At 70.8% G+C, this 13,663-nt stretch carries 15 protein-coding genes and 1 riboswitch; of the genes, 9 read left to right on the top strand and 6 right to left on the bottom strand.

From position 1 onward, the window contains the following. The first annotated feature begins 12 nt into the window (after positions 1–12). Together DMB42_RS51590 and DMB42_RS51595 are read left to right on the top strand one after the other, a co-directional pair. Positions 13–1,050: an ABC transporter ATP-binding protein gene (locus tag DMB42_RS51590; protein WP_229825153.1), complete on the top strand. Its 1,038-nt coding sequence runs from the start codon at positions 13–15 to the stop codon at positions 1,048–1,050. Beyond that, positions 1,034–2,050, top strand: coding sequence for an ABC transporter ATP-binding protein (locus DMB42_RS51595; protein WP_125649373.1), 1,017 nt, complete (start codon positions 1,034–1,036; stop codon positions 2,048–2,050). The genes DMB42_RS51590 and DMB42_RS51595 overlap by 17 nt, the downstream gene beginning before the upstream one ends. Positions 2,051–2,099: 49 nt before the next feature. On the opposite strand, the gene DMB42_RS51600 is transcribed toward DMB42_RS51595, so the two are convergent. The 4 genes from DMB42_RS51600 to DMB42_RS51615 form a co-directional block, all read right to left on the bottom strand. Next, complete coding sequence (locus DMB42_RS51600; RefSeq protein ID WP_221762746.1) at positions 2,100–3,287, bottom strand: lipid-transfer protein; 1,188 nt, start codon at positions 3,285–3,287, stop codon at positions 2,100–2,102. Next, positions 3,284–3,691: a Zn-ribbon domain-containing OB-fold protein gene (locus DMB42_RS51605; protein WP_125649379.1), complete on the bottom strand. Its 408-nt coding sequence runs from the start codon at positions 3,689–3,691 to the stop codon at positions 3,284–3,286. The genes DMB42_RS51600 and DMB42_RS51605 overlap by 4 nt, the downstream gene beginning before the upstream one ends. 26 nt (positions 3,692–3,717) lie before the next feature. Further along, a complete protein-coding gene (locus DMB42_RS51610) occupies positions 3,718–4,890 on the bottom strand; it encodes a S8 family serine peptidase (RefSeq protein WP_221762747.1) in 1,173 nt (390 codons plus the stop codon). Between the two features lie 218 nt (positions 4,891–5,108). Continuing rightward, a complete protein-coding gene (locus tag DMB42_RS51615; protein ID WP_125649381.1) occupies positions 5,109–5,915 on the bottom strand; it encodes an S-adenosyl-l-methionine hydroxide adenosyltransferase family protein in 807 nt (268 codons plus the stop codon). Positions 5,916–6,033: 118 nt separating this feature from the next. Between DMB42_RS51615 and DMB42_RS51620 the strand changes: the two genes are divergently transcribed. Genes DMB42_RS51620 through DMB42_RS53925 form a run of 3 tightly spaced genes read left to right on the top strand, consistent with a single transcriptional unit; the run spans position 6,034 to position 7,760 of the window. Next, the gene (locus DMB42_RS51620) at positions 6,034–6,333 is read left to right on the top strand and encodes a DUF3263 domain-containing protein (RefSeq protein ID WP_125649384.1); all 300 of its coding nucleotides are present in this window, start codon (positions 6,034–6,036) and stop codon (positions 6,331–6,333) included. Positions 6,334–6,372: 39 nt separating this feature from the next. Beyond that, complete coding sequence (otsB, locus tag DMB42_RS51625) at positions 6,373–7,143, top strand: trehalose-phosphatase (RefSeq protein ID WP_125649387.1); 771 nt, start codon at positions 6,373–6,375, stop codon at positions 7,141–7,143. A 35-nt stretch (positions 7,144–7,178) separates the two neighbouring features. Next, complete coding sequence (locus DMB42_RS53925) at positions 7,179–7,760, top strand: hypothetical protein (protein WP_185845324.1); 582 nt, start codon at positions 7,179–7,181, stop codon at positions 7,758–7,760. Here the strand turns inward: DMB42_RS53925 and DMB42_RS51635 are convergent. Both DMB42_RS51635 and DMB42_RS51640 read right to left on the bottom strand, forming a co-directional pair. Beyond that, positions 7,738–8,913: a sugar MFS transporter gene (locus DMB42_RS51635; RefSeq protein ID WP_125649393.1), complete on the bottom strand. Its 1,176-nt coding sequence runs from the start codon at positions 8,911–8,913 to the stop codon at positions 7,738–7,740. The two genes, DMB42_RS53925 and DMB42_RS51635, sit on opposite strands and share 23 nt — an antisense overlap. A 41-nt stretch (positions 8,914–8,954) precedes the next feature. After that, a complete protein-coding gene (locus tag DMB42_RS51640) occupies positions 8,955–10,379 on the bottom strand; it encodes a trehalose-6-phosphate synthase (RefSeq protein WP_125649396.1) in 1,425 nt (474 codons plus the stop codon). A 31-nt stretch (positions 10,380–10,410) separates the two neighbouring features. On the opposite strand from DMB42_RS51640, the gene DMB42_RS51645 reads away from it, so the two are divergent. From DMB42_RS51645 to DMB42_RS51660, 4 genes are all read left to right on the top strand, one after another. After that, the gene (locus DMB42_RS51645; RefSeq protein ID WP_125649399.1) at positions 10,411–10,965 is read left to right on the top strand and encodes an RNA polymerase sigma factor; all 555 of its coding nucleotides are present in this window, start codon (positions 10,411–10,413) and stop codon (positions 10,963–10,965) included. Between the two features lie 80 nt (positions 10,966–11,045). Beyond that, positions 11,046–11,186, top strand: a riboswitch (SAM riboswitch). Positions 11,187–11,199: 13 nt separating this feature from the next. Next, complete coding sequence (gene thrC / locus DMB42_RS51650) at positions 11,200–12,432, top strand: threonine synthase (protein ID WP_125649402.1); 1,233 nt, start codon at positions 11,200–11,202, stop codon at positions 12,430–12,432. Between the two features lie 25 nt (positions 12,433–12,457). Further along, positions 12,458–12,733 (top strand): MoaD/ThiS family protein, encoded by a 276-nt coding sequence (locus DMB42_RS51655; protein WP_043633550.1) that lies wholly within the window; start codon positions 12,458–12,460, stop codon positions 12,731–12,733. Between the two features lie 247 nt (positions 12,734–12,980). After that, the gene (locus DMB42_RS51660; protein ID WP_068927743.1) at positions 12,981–13,181 is read left to right on the top strand and encodes a cold-shock protein; all 201 of its coding nucleotides are present in this window, start codon (positions 12,981–12,983) and stop codon (positions 13,179–13,181) included. The last annotated feature ends 482 nt before the right edge of the window (positions 13,182–13,663 follow it).

Below are 13,663 nucleotides of genomic sequence, written 5' to 3' on the forward strand. Positions count from 1 at the left end.
GGGGGGATGAAAGTGAAGAAGACGTCGACAGACGTGTTGCCCGCCGAGGGAGGGCTGGGCAACGAGCCGCTGCTCGCGGTGGACGACCTGCACGTGGAGTTCCGTACGCGTCAGGGCGCCGTGCGCGCGGTGAACGGCGTGAGCTACACGGTCAACCCCGGTGAGACGCTGGCGGTGCTCGGCGAGTCGGGTTCGGGCAAGTCCGTGACCGCTCAGGCGATCATGGGCATCCTGGACATGCCGCCGGCCGTCATCCCGAAGGGCGAGATCCGCTTCAAGGGCACCGACCTGCTCAAGCTCTCGGACGACGCCCGCACCCAGGTGCGCGGCCAGCGCATCGCGATGGTCTTCCAGGACGCCCTCTCGGCGCTCAACCCGGTGTTCACCGTGGGCTGGCAGATCAGCGAGATGTTCCGGGTCCACCGCGGCATGTCCAAGCGCGACGGCATGAACAAGGCCATCGAGCTCATGGACAAGGTCCGCATCCCGGCCGCCCGGCAGCGCGTCAACGACTATCCGCACCAGTTCTCGGGCGGCATGCGGCAGCGCATCATGATCGCGATGTCGATCGCGCTCGACCCCGAGGTGCTGATCGCCGACGAGCCGACCACCGCCCTCGACGTGACGGTCCAGGCGCAGATCATGGAACTGCTGGCCGAGCTGCAGCGCGAGAGCCAGATGGGCATGATCCTGATCACCCACGACCTGGGCGTCGTGGCGGACGTGGCCGACAAGATCTCGGTCATGTACGCCGGCCGGATCGTGGAGAACGCCCCGGTGCACGACATCTACCGGTCGCCGGGGCACCCGTACACGAAGGGCCTGCTGGAGTCCATCCCCCGGGTGGACCTCAAGGGCCAGGACCTGTACGCGATCAAGGGTCTGCCGCCCAACCTGCTCGACCTGCCGAGCGGGTGCGCGTTCAACCCCCGGTGCCCGTACCGGCAGGACAACTGCGTGACCGCCGCCCCCCAGCTCTACGAGATCAGCGGCACGCGTGGCAGCGCCTGCCACTACTGGAGGGAGGTCCTCGATGGCGAACGGCAGTGAGCGCATCCTTGAGGTTCGCGACCTGGTCAAGCACTTCCCCCTGACCCAGGGCATCGTCTTCAAGAAGCAGATCGGCGCGATCAAGGCCGTGGACGGCGTGTCGTTCGACCTGAACAGGGGCGAGACGCTGGGCATCGTGGGCGAGTCGGGCTGCGGCAAGTCCACGCTGGCCAAGGTGCTGATGGCGCTGGAGCGGCCGACCTCGGGCTCGGTGAAGATCAACGGCAAGGACATCGCCAGGGCCAGGGGCGGCGAGCTGAAGCGCATGCGCCGCAACATCCAGATGGTGATGCAGGACCCGTACACCTCGCTGAACCCCCGGATGACCGTCGGTGACATCATCGGCGAGCCGTACGAGATCCACACCGAGGTGGCGCCCAAGGGCGACCGCCGCCAGAAGGTGCAGGAGCTGCTGGAGGTCGTCGGGCTCAACCCCGACCACATCAACCGCTATCCGCACCAGTTCTCGGGCGGCCAGCGCCAGCGCATCGGCATCGCCCGCGGCCTGGCGCTCCAGCCTGAGATCATCGTCTGCGACGAGCCCGTCTCGGCGCTGGACGTGTCGATCCAGGCCCAGGTGATCAACCTGCTGGAGCGGCTGCAGAACGAGTTCAACCTGGCCTACATCTTCATCGCCCACGACCTGTCGGTGGTCCGGCACATCTCGGACCGGGTGGGCGTGATGTACCTGGGCAAGTTCGTGGAACTCGGCAAGGACGTCGAGATCTACGACAAGCCCGCTCATCCGTACACGCAGGCGCTGCTGTCGGCGGTGCCGGTTCCCGACCCCGAGGGCCGGGAGCAGCGCGAGCGGATCATCCTGCAGGGCGACCCGCCCTCGCCCGCCAACCCGCCGTCCGGGTGCCGTTTCCGCACCCGGTGCTGGAAGGCGCAGGAGATCTGCGCGGAGGAGGAGCCGTTGTTGCAGATCCGGCCGGGGACCGGGCACGAGAGTGCCTGTCACTTCGCCGAGACGCACGACGTGGTCCACGCGGGCTGACCCGAAAGGGACCCGAAGGCCCTCCGGGAGAGTTTCCCGGAGGGCCTTGTCATGTCGTGGCCACGATCGCCGAGCCGTGGCCGAACAACCCCTGGTTGACGGCCAGGCCGACGCGCGCGCCGAGCCCCTGGCGCGCGCCCGCCGCGCCCCTCAGCTGGTACGTCAGCTCGCACAGCTGCGCGATCGCCTGGGCCGGGATCGCCTCGCCGAAGGAGGCCAGGCCGCCCGACGGGTTGACGGGCACCCGGCCGCCGAGCCCGGTCTCGCCGGCCCGCAGCAGCTTGTCCGCCTCGCCCGGCGGGCACAGACCTACGTCCTCCACCCAGTCCAGCTCCAGCGCGGTGGACAGGTCGTACACCTCGGCGAAGGAGACGTCCTCGGGGCCCGTGCCGGCCTCCTCGTACGCCGAGTGCGCGATCGCCGCTCTGAAGGGCCTTTCAGGCGCGGGAACGGCGGCACAGGAGTCGGTGGCGAAGCTCGGCAGCTCCAGGACCGCGTTGGGGAAGGTGGGCGTCACCGTGGAGACGGCGGCCAGGCGTACCAGGCCGGTCGCGCCGCGGCGCCGCGCGTACGCCTCCGAGGCCAGCACGACGGCGGCGCCCCCGTCGGAGGTGGCGCAGATGTCCATCAGGCGCAGCGGGTCGGCCACCATGGGCGAGGCGAGCACCTGGTCGGCGGTCACCGGGGCGCGGTAGCGGGCCATGGGGTTGAGCGAGCCGGCGCGCGCGTTCTTGACCTTGACGGCGGCGAAGTCCTCGCGGGTGGAGCCGTACAGGGCCATGCGGCGGCGGGCGTAGAGGCCGAAGTAGGCGGGATTGGACGCGCCGAGCAGGCGGAAGCGCAGCCAGTCGGGGTCGTCGGGACGGTCGCCGCCGACCGGCTTGAAGAAGCCCTTGGGGGTGGAGTCCGCGCCCACGACGAGCGCCACGTCGCACAGCCCGGCCATGATCCTCGTACGCGCGATGTCCACGGCCTGGGCCCCGGAGGCGCAGGCGGCGTAGCAGGAGGCGATCCTGGCGCCCGTCCAGCCGAGGGCCTGGGCGTACGTGGCGCCGGCGACGAAGCCCGGGTAGCCGTTCCTGATCGTGTCGGCGCCCACCACGTACTGGACGTCGGGCCAGGACACTCCGGCGTCGCGCAGGGCGGCGCGGGCCGCGGCGACGCCGTACTCCACGAAGGGACGGCCCCATTTGCCCCACGGATGCATGCCCGCGCCGAGCACCACCACGCCGCTCACGAGGCCCGCCCCCACATCCACATCAGCGGGCCGTCGGCCAGCGGCCCGTTGACCAGCTCCAGCTCCATGCCCACCGCCAGGTCGTCGACCGTGAGGTCCTTGACCTGGCCGAGCACCACCAGCCCCGCGCCGTCGAGCTCGACCGCGGCCAGCGTGACCGGCCGGTACGGCCGCGCCGCCACGTACGGCTCCGGCGGCGGGTAGCAGGCGTCGGTGTAGGACCAGATCCGCCCGCGCCTCGGCAACCTGGTCGCGGCCGTCTCCTCGCCCTCGCAGCGCGGGTTGCGGCACAGCCCCCGCTGCGGCGGGAAGGCGACGGTCCCGCAGGTCAGGCAGGTGGTGCCGATGAGGTGGGTGGTTCCGTCGTCGTCGATGGCGAACCAGCCGTCGATCGCTAGGGTCATGGACAGGAGTATTACACAAGCGCTTGTTAGGCCGAATCCCTCCCGCGCCGCCGCCGCGTCGAGACCACCCGGACCGACATGGCCGCCGCCAGCATCAGCATCCCCGCCACGATCGGCGTCCTGGAGGCGGGCGGCGGGACGGCCTGCCCCCGCCCGGCGGCCGGACCCGGGCCGGTGGCGAACGGGCCGGGCCGGGCATGCGGCGGGACGGTCCCGTGCGCCAGCCTCCCGGCCTCCCGCAGGGCGAGGACGGCGTCGGCCACCCCGTGCCCGTAGGCCGGGCTGTGGCCGCGCGCGGGCCGCTTCCTGGTGCCCCGCTCGATCGCCAGCCGCACGTGGTACGGCGACAACCCCGGATGGGCCGACCGCACCAGGGCCGCCACACCCGCGACCAGCGCCGCCGCCGAGCTGGTGCCGTCGCCCACCGCGTACGCGTCGCCGCCGTCGGCCGTGACGACGTCCGTGCCCGGCGCGACCACCGACAGGTAGTCCTGGCGGTTGGAGAACGATGCCACCCTGAGCCGCCGGTCCACCGCGCCCACGGCGATCACGCCCGGGTACGCGGCCGGGAAGTTCTTCCTGTTGGCCGTGTCGCCGTCGTTGCCCGCCGAGGCCACCAGGACCGCGCCGCGGCCGATCGCGTACCGCACGGCCGCCTCCTCGGCCGCCGAGCCCTCCCACGAGCCGCTGCCGCCGCCGAGCGACATGCTGATCACGTCCGCGCCGTGGTCGGCCGCGTACCTGATGCCGGCGGCCAGGGCGTCGCGGCGGACGGAACGCCGCTCTGCGCGCAGCGGGTCGGCGTTCTCCAGCGTGACCCTGATCGACAACACCCTGGCCGCGGGGGCCACGCCCATCACGCCCTCGGCGTGCCGCTCGCCGTGCCCGCGGCCGGCGATCAGGCCGGCCATGGCGGTGCCGTGGCGCCCCGAGAGCCGCGGGGACGCCCCGGTCAGGTCGGGGCCCTCGGTCACGGCACCGCGCAGGTCGGGGTGGCGGCCGTTCACGCCGGTGTCCAGCACGGCCACCACGACGCCCGCGCCCCTGCTCTCCCGCCACGCCTCGGGCAGGCGCAGCGCGGAGAGCTGCCACTGCCCGGCCCGCGCGGCCGAGCACACGTCGTCCGAAGCGCCAGGGGACGCGCCCACGACCCCGGCGACCAGCACCAGAACCGGCAGCAGAGGCGCGAGCACCCTCATCGGGCCGGCGTCCGGCGCGGCACGGGAGTTCCGGCGGGCGGCCGGAACGCGGACATCGGCGGGAGCGGCACGGCGGACAGTTGGTACACGTCATCCTCGAACGGGAGGGGAGGGACGCCCGATCTGCCGTGCATTCTGGCACGCGGCCACCGACTCATTCCGACGCTTCGGTAAACAGACCGATACGCGGAGTAATTACTGTTATGCGGGTATTCGCCCTACGGTGTTGGGGAAAGTCGGACATGCGCCCCAGGTGGGAGCCCCAGCCGTTGCGCCGCGTCCCCTGAGTTGATCGCGATGGCGATCAGCCCCGCCGCGTCCGCGAACGCCACCAGCTCGCCCGGCGGCACCGCCGCGAACGTCGTCCGGTAGGGCATCGCGAGCTGCCGCCGCCCCAGCCACACCCCCAGCGTGTCGCCCACCCGGACGCCCAGCGCGTGCAGGTCGCCCGCCGCGATCGACAGCTGTGTGTTGCCGTAGCGGTCGACCGAGACGACCTCGCCCTCGACCGAGCCGTCCCGAAGCAGCGAGGTCGGCTCGGGCAGCGAGACCAGCCGCTCGACCGGCACCTGGGGCCCCAGCTCGGTCGGGTCCAGCCCGCCCGCCAGCCGCCCGGCGACCGGCGAGAACACGTCCCGGCCGGGGAAGGTCGGCGACACCGGCCGCAGGAAGTGCTCCTCGTTGCTGAGCGCGTACGCGGCCCGCGCGCCGCCGCTGGCGCGTACCGCCCAGGACAGCAGGCCGTTGTCGGGGCCGATGAACACCCGTCCGCCCGCCTCGACCGCCACCGAGCGCCGCGCGCCGCCCGCACCGGGATCGACCGCGCCGATGTGGACGCCCTCGGGGAGGTACGGGATGGTCTGGGCGAGGATCGCCGCGCCACGCCGTACGTCGCCGGACGGCACCAGGTGACACACGTCGATCACCCGCGCGTGCGGCGCGATCCCGGCGATCACCCCATGGCAGGCGGCCACATAGCCGTCTTCGAGCCCGTAGTCGGTGAGGAGCGTGATGACTGGGGTCACATTTGGTGACTGTACGTCCGGCAATCCGCCGTGAACAGCCGCACTCCGCACATTACGATTGGCCACGGGCCGCGCCGCGTGCGATGTGAGTCGTACGCCCCTTCCCGAGGAGGACACGATGGGAACACCGCTCAGCGGTGACGATGCTGCCCAGGAACCGTCCCACCAACCCCTCACCGATCGCGATCAGGAGCTCCTCGCCTTCGAACGCCAGTGGTGGCGTCACGCGGGCGCCAAGGAGCAGGCCATCAAGGAGACCTTCGGGTTCTCGGCCACCCGCTACTACCAGTTGCTCGGCGAGTTGATCGACAGGCCGGAGGCGCTGGAGCACGACCCGATGCTGGTCAAACGGTTGCGAAGGTTACGCTCCACCCGTCAGCGTGACCGTGCGGCGAGACGGCTCGGCATGCGTCCCTGACCGGCTGGGTACGGCAGCCGCGTGAGGAACATCCCTGGTATGGAAGCGATCCTGAAAGATCCGTCCGGTGCCGTGATCGGGCTCGACTTCGACGGAACCCTGTCGCCGATCGTGCCCGATCCCGCCTCCGCGAAGATCCACCCCGCGGCCCCCGACGCGCCCGCCGAGCTGGGCGCCCACGTCGGCGCCGTGGTCATCGTGACCGGCAGACCGGTGGCCACCGCGCTCGAACTCGGGCCGGGGCTGACCGGTGTGCCCGGTCTCGTGGTGCTCGGCCACTACGGCTTCGAGCGGTGGGAGGACGGACGGGTCTCCGCGCCGCCGCCGCCACCCGGCGTGCCCCGCGCCGCGGCCGAGCTGCCGCTGCTGCTCGACTCGCTCGGCCTCCACGACGTGTCGATCGAGGACAAGGGCCGGGCGGTGGCCGTGCACACCCGGCGCGCCCCCGACCCCGAGGGCGCGTTCGCCGCGCTGCGCGAGCCGCTGGCCGCGCTGGCCGCCAAGCACGGCCTGGTGATCGAGCCGGGTCGCATGGTCCTGGAGCTGCGGCCGCCCGGCATGGACAAGGGGCACGCGCTCGGGCTCTTCCTGGCCGAGCGGGACGCCAGATCGGTCATGTTCGTCGGCGACGACCTCGGCGACCTGGCCGCCTTCGAGGCCGTACGCGCCTCGGGGCTGCCCGGCGTGACCGTGTGCAGCGGCTCGGCCGAGGTGACCGCGCTGGCCGAACGGGCCGACACCGGCGCCGACGGGCCCGACGGGGTGGTGGCGCTGTTGCGGGAGCTGACGACGGCCTTCAGTCGTTCGTGATTGGGCTGCAAGTGGCGGGTCCTACGTTGGTGCGCATGTCAAGACGATCTCTCGCCGTCGCAGCCGCCTCGGCCGCGACCCTGGCCGCCGTGCTCGCCGTCCCCGGGCCCGCCTCCGCCGCTCCCGCCCAGCAGCTCAAGCTGCGCGGCGGCCTGACGCTCTACATCCCGATCGAGTGGGTGGTCCACCGCCAGGGCGCCGACTACGTGCAGGTGGTCACCGGCAAATGCGCCAAGCCGCAGGGCTGGGGCTCGCCCGAGTGCGACGCCTTCTACATCCTCGGGCCCGGCGCGATCAAGCGGGGGGCCGAGGGGTTCGGGCCCTACACGGGCAAGGATCCGTACTATCCGGCCAGCGACGTGCAGCCGTGCCCGTTCAACCGGAAGTGGGGCGAGGTCGTCGGCCCTCAGGTCTCCCGGGGCTACCGGCAGGTCGGGCCGGGCCACAAGGCCGCCTACAACGCCTGGCGGGCGAAGTGCGTCAGCTACTCCGGCGGCGGGGTGAAGGGCACGTTCACGCAGCGCGAGTGGTATCTGCCGAAGAGCCGGATCCTCGTCGTGGACCAGTGGAACACGCCCGGCCTGACCGACACGCTCAAGTACGCCGACTGGACATGATCAGCCCGGCCACCGCGAGGCCGATGACCACGGGCACCAGCAGGAACGCGGTCCCGGTGCCGTAGCCGTCGGCCAGCGTGCCGAGCAGCAGCGGGCCGATCGCCATGGCGGCGCCCGCCCACACGGGCGAGGCGGCCGCCGCGCGGTCCGCACGGTCGCCGGAGGCGACGATCAGGGCGCTCAGCGCGAGCGGGAAGTGCAGGGACGCGCCCAGCCCGCTCAGCGCCAGCCCCGCGTACGACAACACCGGCACGGTGCTCGTCCAGAACAGCAGCCACCCGAGTGCCGTCAGCCCCAGAGCGCCGGCGAACAGCGGCGCGGCCGGCAACCGCAGCGCGAGCTGCGCGCCCGCGAACCTGCCCGCCGCCATACCGCTGACGAACGCCGTCAGCCCGGTGGCCGCGACGGCCGCCGTCACGCCCGTCCTGAGAGCGAACAGGTCGGCGGCCCACAGGTTGAACGAGAACTCCAGGGCCACGCAGCAGAACAGCACGGCCCCGGCGAGCTGGAAACGCCACCCGCCGCCCCCGGCCGAGGGGACGAGGGGGGCTTCGGCGCGGGTCGCGGCGGCCTCGCGAGGCGCCGGCCAGGTACGGCCCAGCGTGAGCGCGAGCACGACGCTGGCGGCCGGGGTGAGCCTCAGGGCGGCCCGCCAGCCGAGCGCGCTCTGCGCCACCTGGCTGAGCGCGAACGTCGCCACCATCCCCACCAGCACGCCCACCGCGTTGGCCTCGCTGAGCGCGGCCGGCCCGGCGGGCCCGTGGTGGTCGCTGAGCTCGGCCATCGCCGCGTAGAGCATGACCGAGCCGAAGCCGCCGGCCACGCCGTACCCGAGGAGCGTCAGGGGCAGCGCCGATGTGGTCAGGACGAGCAGTACGCCGGCGTTCATCCCGGCCAGGCCGAGCCAGCTCGTCGCACGCCGGCCGAGGAGCCTGGTGAGCAGGGGGAGGACGAGTCCGGCCCCGATCGTGCCGACCGCCATGGCGGTGCCGTGCAGCCCGGCCACGGTGGCCGTGGTGTGCTGGTCGGCGCGCAGGAGCGGGAGGGCGGCGCTCAGGCCGTACAGGAACGTGGCGAAGGTGCCGAGCAGGAGGTAGATCAGCCAGGTCGGACGGTCTCTGACGAGCCGGATGGGCGTTGAGACCGTCGACACTCGGCAGCCTCCGTCATCCGCAGCAAACCCGACATCTCATGTTAAAGCAGGGCGTCGAGCTGGGATTCCAGCCACTTGTGCGGCGGCAGTGCCGTGGCCGCCGCGTACAGCAGGTCGCGGCGGCGCCGGCGTTCGTCCTCGGGCATGACCAGCGCCTCGTGCAGGGCGGCGGCGGTGCCGCTCACGTCGTAGGGGTTGACGACCAGCGCGTACGGCCCCAGCTCGTCCGCCGCCCCCGCCTCGCGCGAGAGCACCAGGGCGCAGCGCGGCGACAGTACGGGCCCCTCCTTGGCCACCAGGTTCATCCCGTCGCGGATGGGGTTGACCAGCAGCACGTCCGCCAGCCGGTACGCGGCCAGCGAACGCGGGTAGTCGTCGTTGACGTTGAGGATGACCGGGTCCCAGTCCTCGGTGGCGTACGCGTCCTCGATCTCGCGGGCGCAGCGCTGCACCGAGGCGGTGTACTCGCGGTACTCGGGCAGGTCGTGCCGGCTGGGGTAGGCGAAGGCCAGGTGGACCACCTTCCCGTGCCACTCCGGGTGGGCGTCCAGGAACTCGCGGTAGGCCAGCAGGCCGCGCACGATGTTCTTGGACAGCTCGGTGCGGTCGATGCGGACGATCAGCCGGCGCCCGGCCACCTGCTCGGTGAGCGCGGCCATGTGCGACTCGACGTCGGGCTCGCAGGCCCGCGCCCACAACGCCGCGCCGTCCACCCCCAGGCTGTGGACGCCGACGCGGGTCGTCCTGCCCTCGTGGGCGACCGTGCCGGCGGCGCGGTCGACCCGCGCGCCGAGCAGCGCCTCGCAGCAGTCCATGAACGCCGCCGCCCACCGCCTGGTGAGGAAGCCGGCGTGGTCGGCCCCCAGGATGCCGTCCAGGACCTCCCTGGTCACCTCGTCGGGCAGCAGGGAGAAGTACTCGGGCGGCGCCCACGGCGTGTGGCTGAAATGGGCGATGCGCAGGTCGGGACGTTCGGCGCGGAGCATCGCCGGGGTGAGTGTCAGGTGGTAGTCCTGCACCATCACGCGCGCGCCGTGCCCGGCCTCCTCGGCCAGCGCCAGCGCGAACGCGCCGTTGTAGTCGCGGTAGGACTCCCATTCGCGGCGGAACTTCGTGCCGAAGCAGGGCGAGTTGGGGATGTCGTACAGCAGGTGGTTGACGAACCAGAGTGTGGAGTTGGCCACGGCGTTGTAGGCGCGGTGGAAGGTGGCCGCGGGGATGTCGAGCATGCGCAGCGCGCCCGTGTCGTAGCCGGTGCGGTCGAGCCGGCCGCCCGGCGCCAGGCGTACGGCGCTGCGGTCGCCGTCGGAGAGCGCGGCGCACACCCACAGCACGCCGTGTTCCTTGGCCACTCCCGACAGGCCCGAGACCAGGCCCCCACCACCGCGTTTCATGCTCAGCTCACCGTCGTCGTCGACGGTGAACGAGACCGGTCCGCGGTTGGAGGCCACGAGGACGCTGTTCATTCGGGCTCCCTTCGCCCATAGGATCCCAGCTATGGCGCTAGATGAGCTAACCGAGGAACTCGCCCGCTCGGCCGCGGCAGGAGACCATCGCGCGCTCGGCGAGCTCCTGGCCAGGATCGAGCCTGACGTGATGCGCCACTGTGCCCGGATCCTGCCCTATCACCAGGACGCGGAAGAAGCCTCACAGGACACTTTGCTGGCCGTGGCGCGCAACATCGGGCGGTTCGAGGGGCGGGCCAGGTTCAGCACCTGGCTGCACATCGTGACCGCCAACTGCGCGCGCACCACGTACCGGTCGCTGAAGCGCAGGGCCGCCGAGCAGACGTCGGAGGAGCTGCCCATGCAGAAGCCAGACGCGCGGCGGGTCAGCGTGATCGCGGGCTCGCGGCTCGACCTCCTCGACGCCATGGAGGCGCTGGAGGCCGACAAGCCCGACCTGGCGCAGGCGCTGCTGCTGCGCGACATCGTCCAGCTCGACTACAACGAGGTCGCCGAGCAGCTCAACATCCCGCTCGGCACCGCCAAGTCCCGCATCCACCAAGCCCGCAAGTACGTGCAGGGAGTCCTGGGGGAGGACTATCGCTGAGACGGGTTCTCTCGCATGTTGAGACGGGTGGTTGTTTCCACCACTTGAGAAGGTAGAGTCCTTTTCGAACAACTGAATATTGCTCATCCAGAGGGGTGGAGGGACCGGCCCTGCGAAGCCCCGGCAACCCTCCCGGCTTGTACTCGCGACCTGGCGAGGCCGACCGGGACAAGGTGCCAATTCCGGTTCGCGGTCAAGGTGGCCGCGGGCGAAGATGAGGGAAGGCCTCGCTTCATGTCGCTCGACTTTGGTCCTGCCGTCGCTCTGTCCTGCCGCGAGTGCGGCACGCGCTACCCCCTGGGTCCCAGCTTCGCCTGTCTGGAGTGTTTCGGGCCGCTGGAGGCGGCCTACTCCTTCGGCCGGGTGACCCGCGCGGACATCGAGTCCGGTCCCGCCAACATCTGGCGCTACCGCTCGCTGCTCCCGGTCCCCGCCGACGTCGCGAGCAAGCCCAACATGAACCCGGGCTGGACGAAGCTGGTCAAGGCCGGCAACCTCGGCAAGGCGCTCGGCCTCAAGTCCCTGTACGTGAAGGACGACTCGGGCAACCCCACCCACTCCTTCAAGGACCGGGTGGTCGCCATCGCCGTCGAGGCGGCCAGGAACTTCGGTTTCCACACACTCTCCTGCTCCTCCACGGGCAACCTCGCGGGCGCGGTCACCGCCGCCGCCGCGCGGGCCGGCCTCGACGCCTGCGTGTTCATCCCGGCCGACCTCGAAGAGGCCAAGATCGCCATGGCCCGCGTGTTCGGGGGCAAGCTGATCGGGATCGAGGGCACGTACGACGAGGTCAACCGGTTCTGCTCGGAGCTCATCGGCGACCCGCTGGGCGACAAGTGGGGGTTCGTCAACGTCAACCTGCGGCCCTATTACGCCGAGGGGTCCAAGACGCTCGCGTACGAGATCGCCGAGCAGCTCGGCTGGCGGCTGCCCGAGCAGATCGTCATCCCCATCGCGTCGGGCTCGCAGCTCACCAAGATCGACAAGGGGTTCAAGGAGCTGATCGCGCTCGGGCTGGTCGAGGACACGCCGTACAAGGTCTTCGGGGCGCAGGCGGCCGGGCGCTCGCCGGTCTCGACGGCGTACAAGGCGGGGCACGACGTGGTCCAGCCGGTCAAGCCGGACACGATCGCCAAGTCGCTGGCCATCGGCAACCCGGCCGACGGGCCGTACGTGCTGGACATCGCCCGGCGTACGGGCGGGGGCGTCGAGGACGTCACGGATCCCGAGATCGTCGCCGCGATCAGGCTCCTGGCCTCGACCGAGGGCATCTTCGCCGAGACCGCGGGCGGCGTCACGGTGGGCGTGCTGAAGAAGCTCGCCGAGACGGGCAGGCTCGACCCCGAGGCCGAGACCGTGGTGCTGAACACCGGCGACGGGCTCAAGACGCTCGACGCGATCAGCGACGGCGCGCGGCCCACCACCGTGATCCGGCCCTCTCTCGACGCGTTCCGCGCGACTGTCTGACAACCCAGGAAAGGCAACGAAAACCATGAGCGTTTCTGTGCGTATTCCCACCATTCTGCGCACGTACACCGGGGGTAACGCCGAGGTGAGTGGCGAAGGGGCGACTCTTCGTGACGTTCTCGCCAAGCTGGACTCTGACTACCCGGGGATCGGCGCGAGAATTCTGGATGAATCGGGCAAGATTCGTCGTTTTGTCAACGTTTACGTTGGTGAAGAGGATGTCCGTTTCGCCGAAGGGCTCGACACTCCCGCCCCAGAAGGCACTCAGATCTCCATCATCCCGGCCGTCGCCGGCGGCTGAACCGCTCGAACCTCTCGACTCTTGAAGGCGCCCCTTGTGGGCGCCTTCTTGTTTTAGAACCGAATTCAACCCTGAACGACTCAGTCGTCGATGAATTTAGCGTTTTGTCGATTGACTCTGTTGCCAAACCCTGTGCCACAGGTATGGTCGAGGGCGATCGTCTGGCTGATTTTCCCCAAAAGTCATGCGATTACAGGTCTCGCGGAGGAATGGGCGAGATCTGCGAGCCCAGTAAGAGGAGTCGGAAGTGGCGCAGGGCACCGTCAAGTGGTTCAACGCGGACAAGGGCTACGGCTTCATCGCGGTAGACGGTGGTAAGGATGTATTCGTCCATTACTCAGCGATCATGATGGACGGGTACCGCTCCCTCGAACAAGGACAGCGTGTCGAGTTCGAGATCACGCAGGGCCAGAAGGGGCCGCAGGCGGAGTCCGTCCGCGCGGTCTGATCCACCGGCACTGGTTGCACCGGGGCGGGACGCGCGGCAGCGCAGTCCGTGTGGGCCCGCCACTGTTCCTCCGTCGACGTCGCACGGCGGGCCGTACCTCAAGGGGCGGCTCGCCGTACGAACGGGCATGCCCGGTGACCTGGGGTGGCGAGTCTCTCGCTTGCACTCGACAGGGTAGAGTGCTAAACAGTTCGTTGGCACTCTGTGTGGCAGAGTGCCAACAACTCGGATCGAGACGATGGGGTCTGCCGAACGGAGATGCAGGCCTATGCCGTCGCGGGCGTCGGCTCGGTCCAGGACACGCCACCCTGCATCTGGGAGGTCTAGCCTTATGGCAGCCAAGATGATCGCGTTTGACGAGGACGCCCGGCGCGGTCTCGAGCGCGGTATGAACCAGCTCGCCGACGCCGTCAAGGTGACCTTGGGTCCCAAGGGCCGCAACGTCGTGCTGGAGAAGAAGTGGGGCGCTCCCACGATCACCA

It is taken from the genome of Nonomuraea sp. WAC 01424 (assembly GCF_003947315.1).
Classification (GTDB): domain Bacteria; phylum Actinomycetota; class Actinomycetes; order Streptosporangiales; family Streptosporangiaceae; genus Nonomuraea; species Nonomuraea spiralis.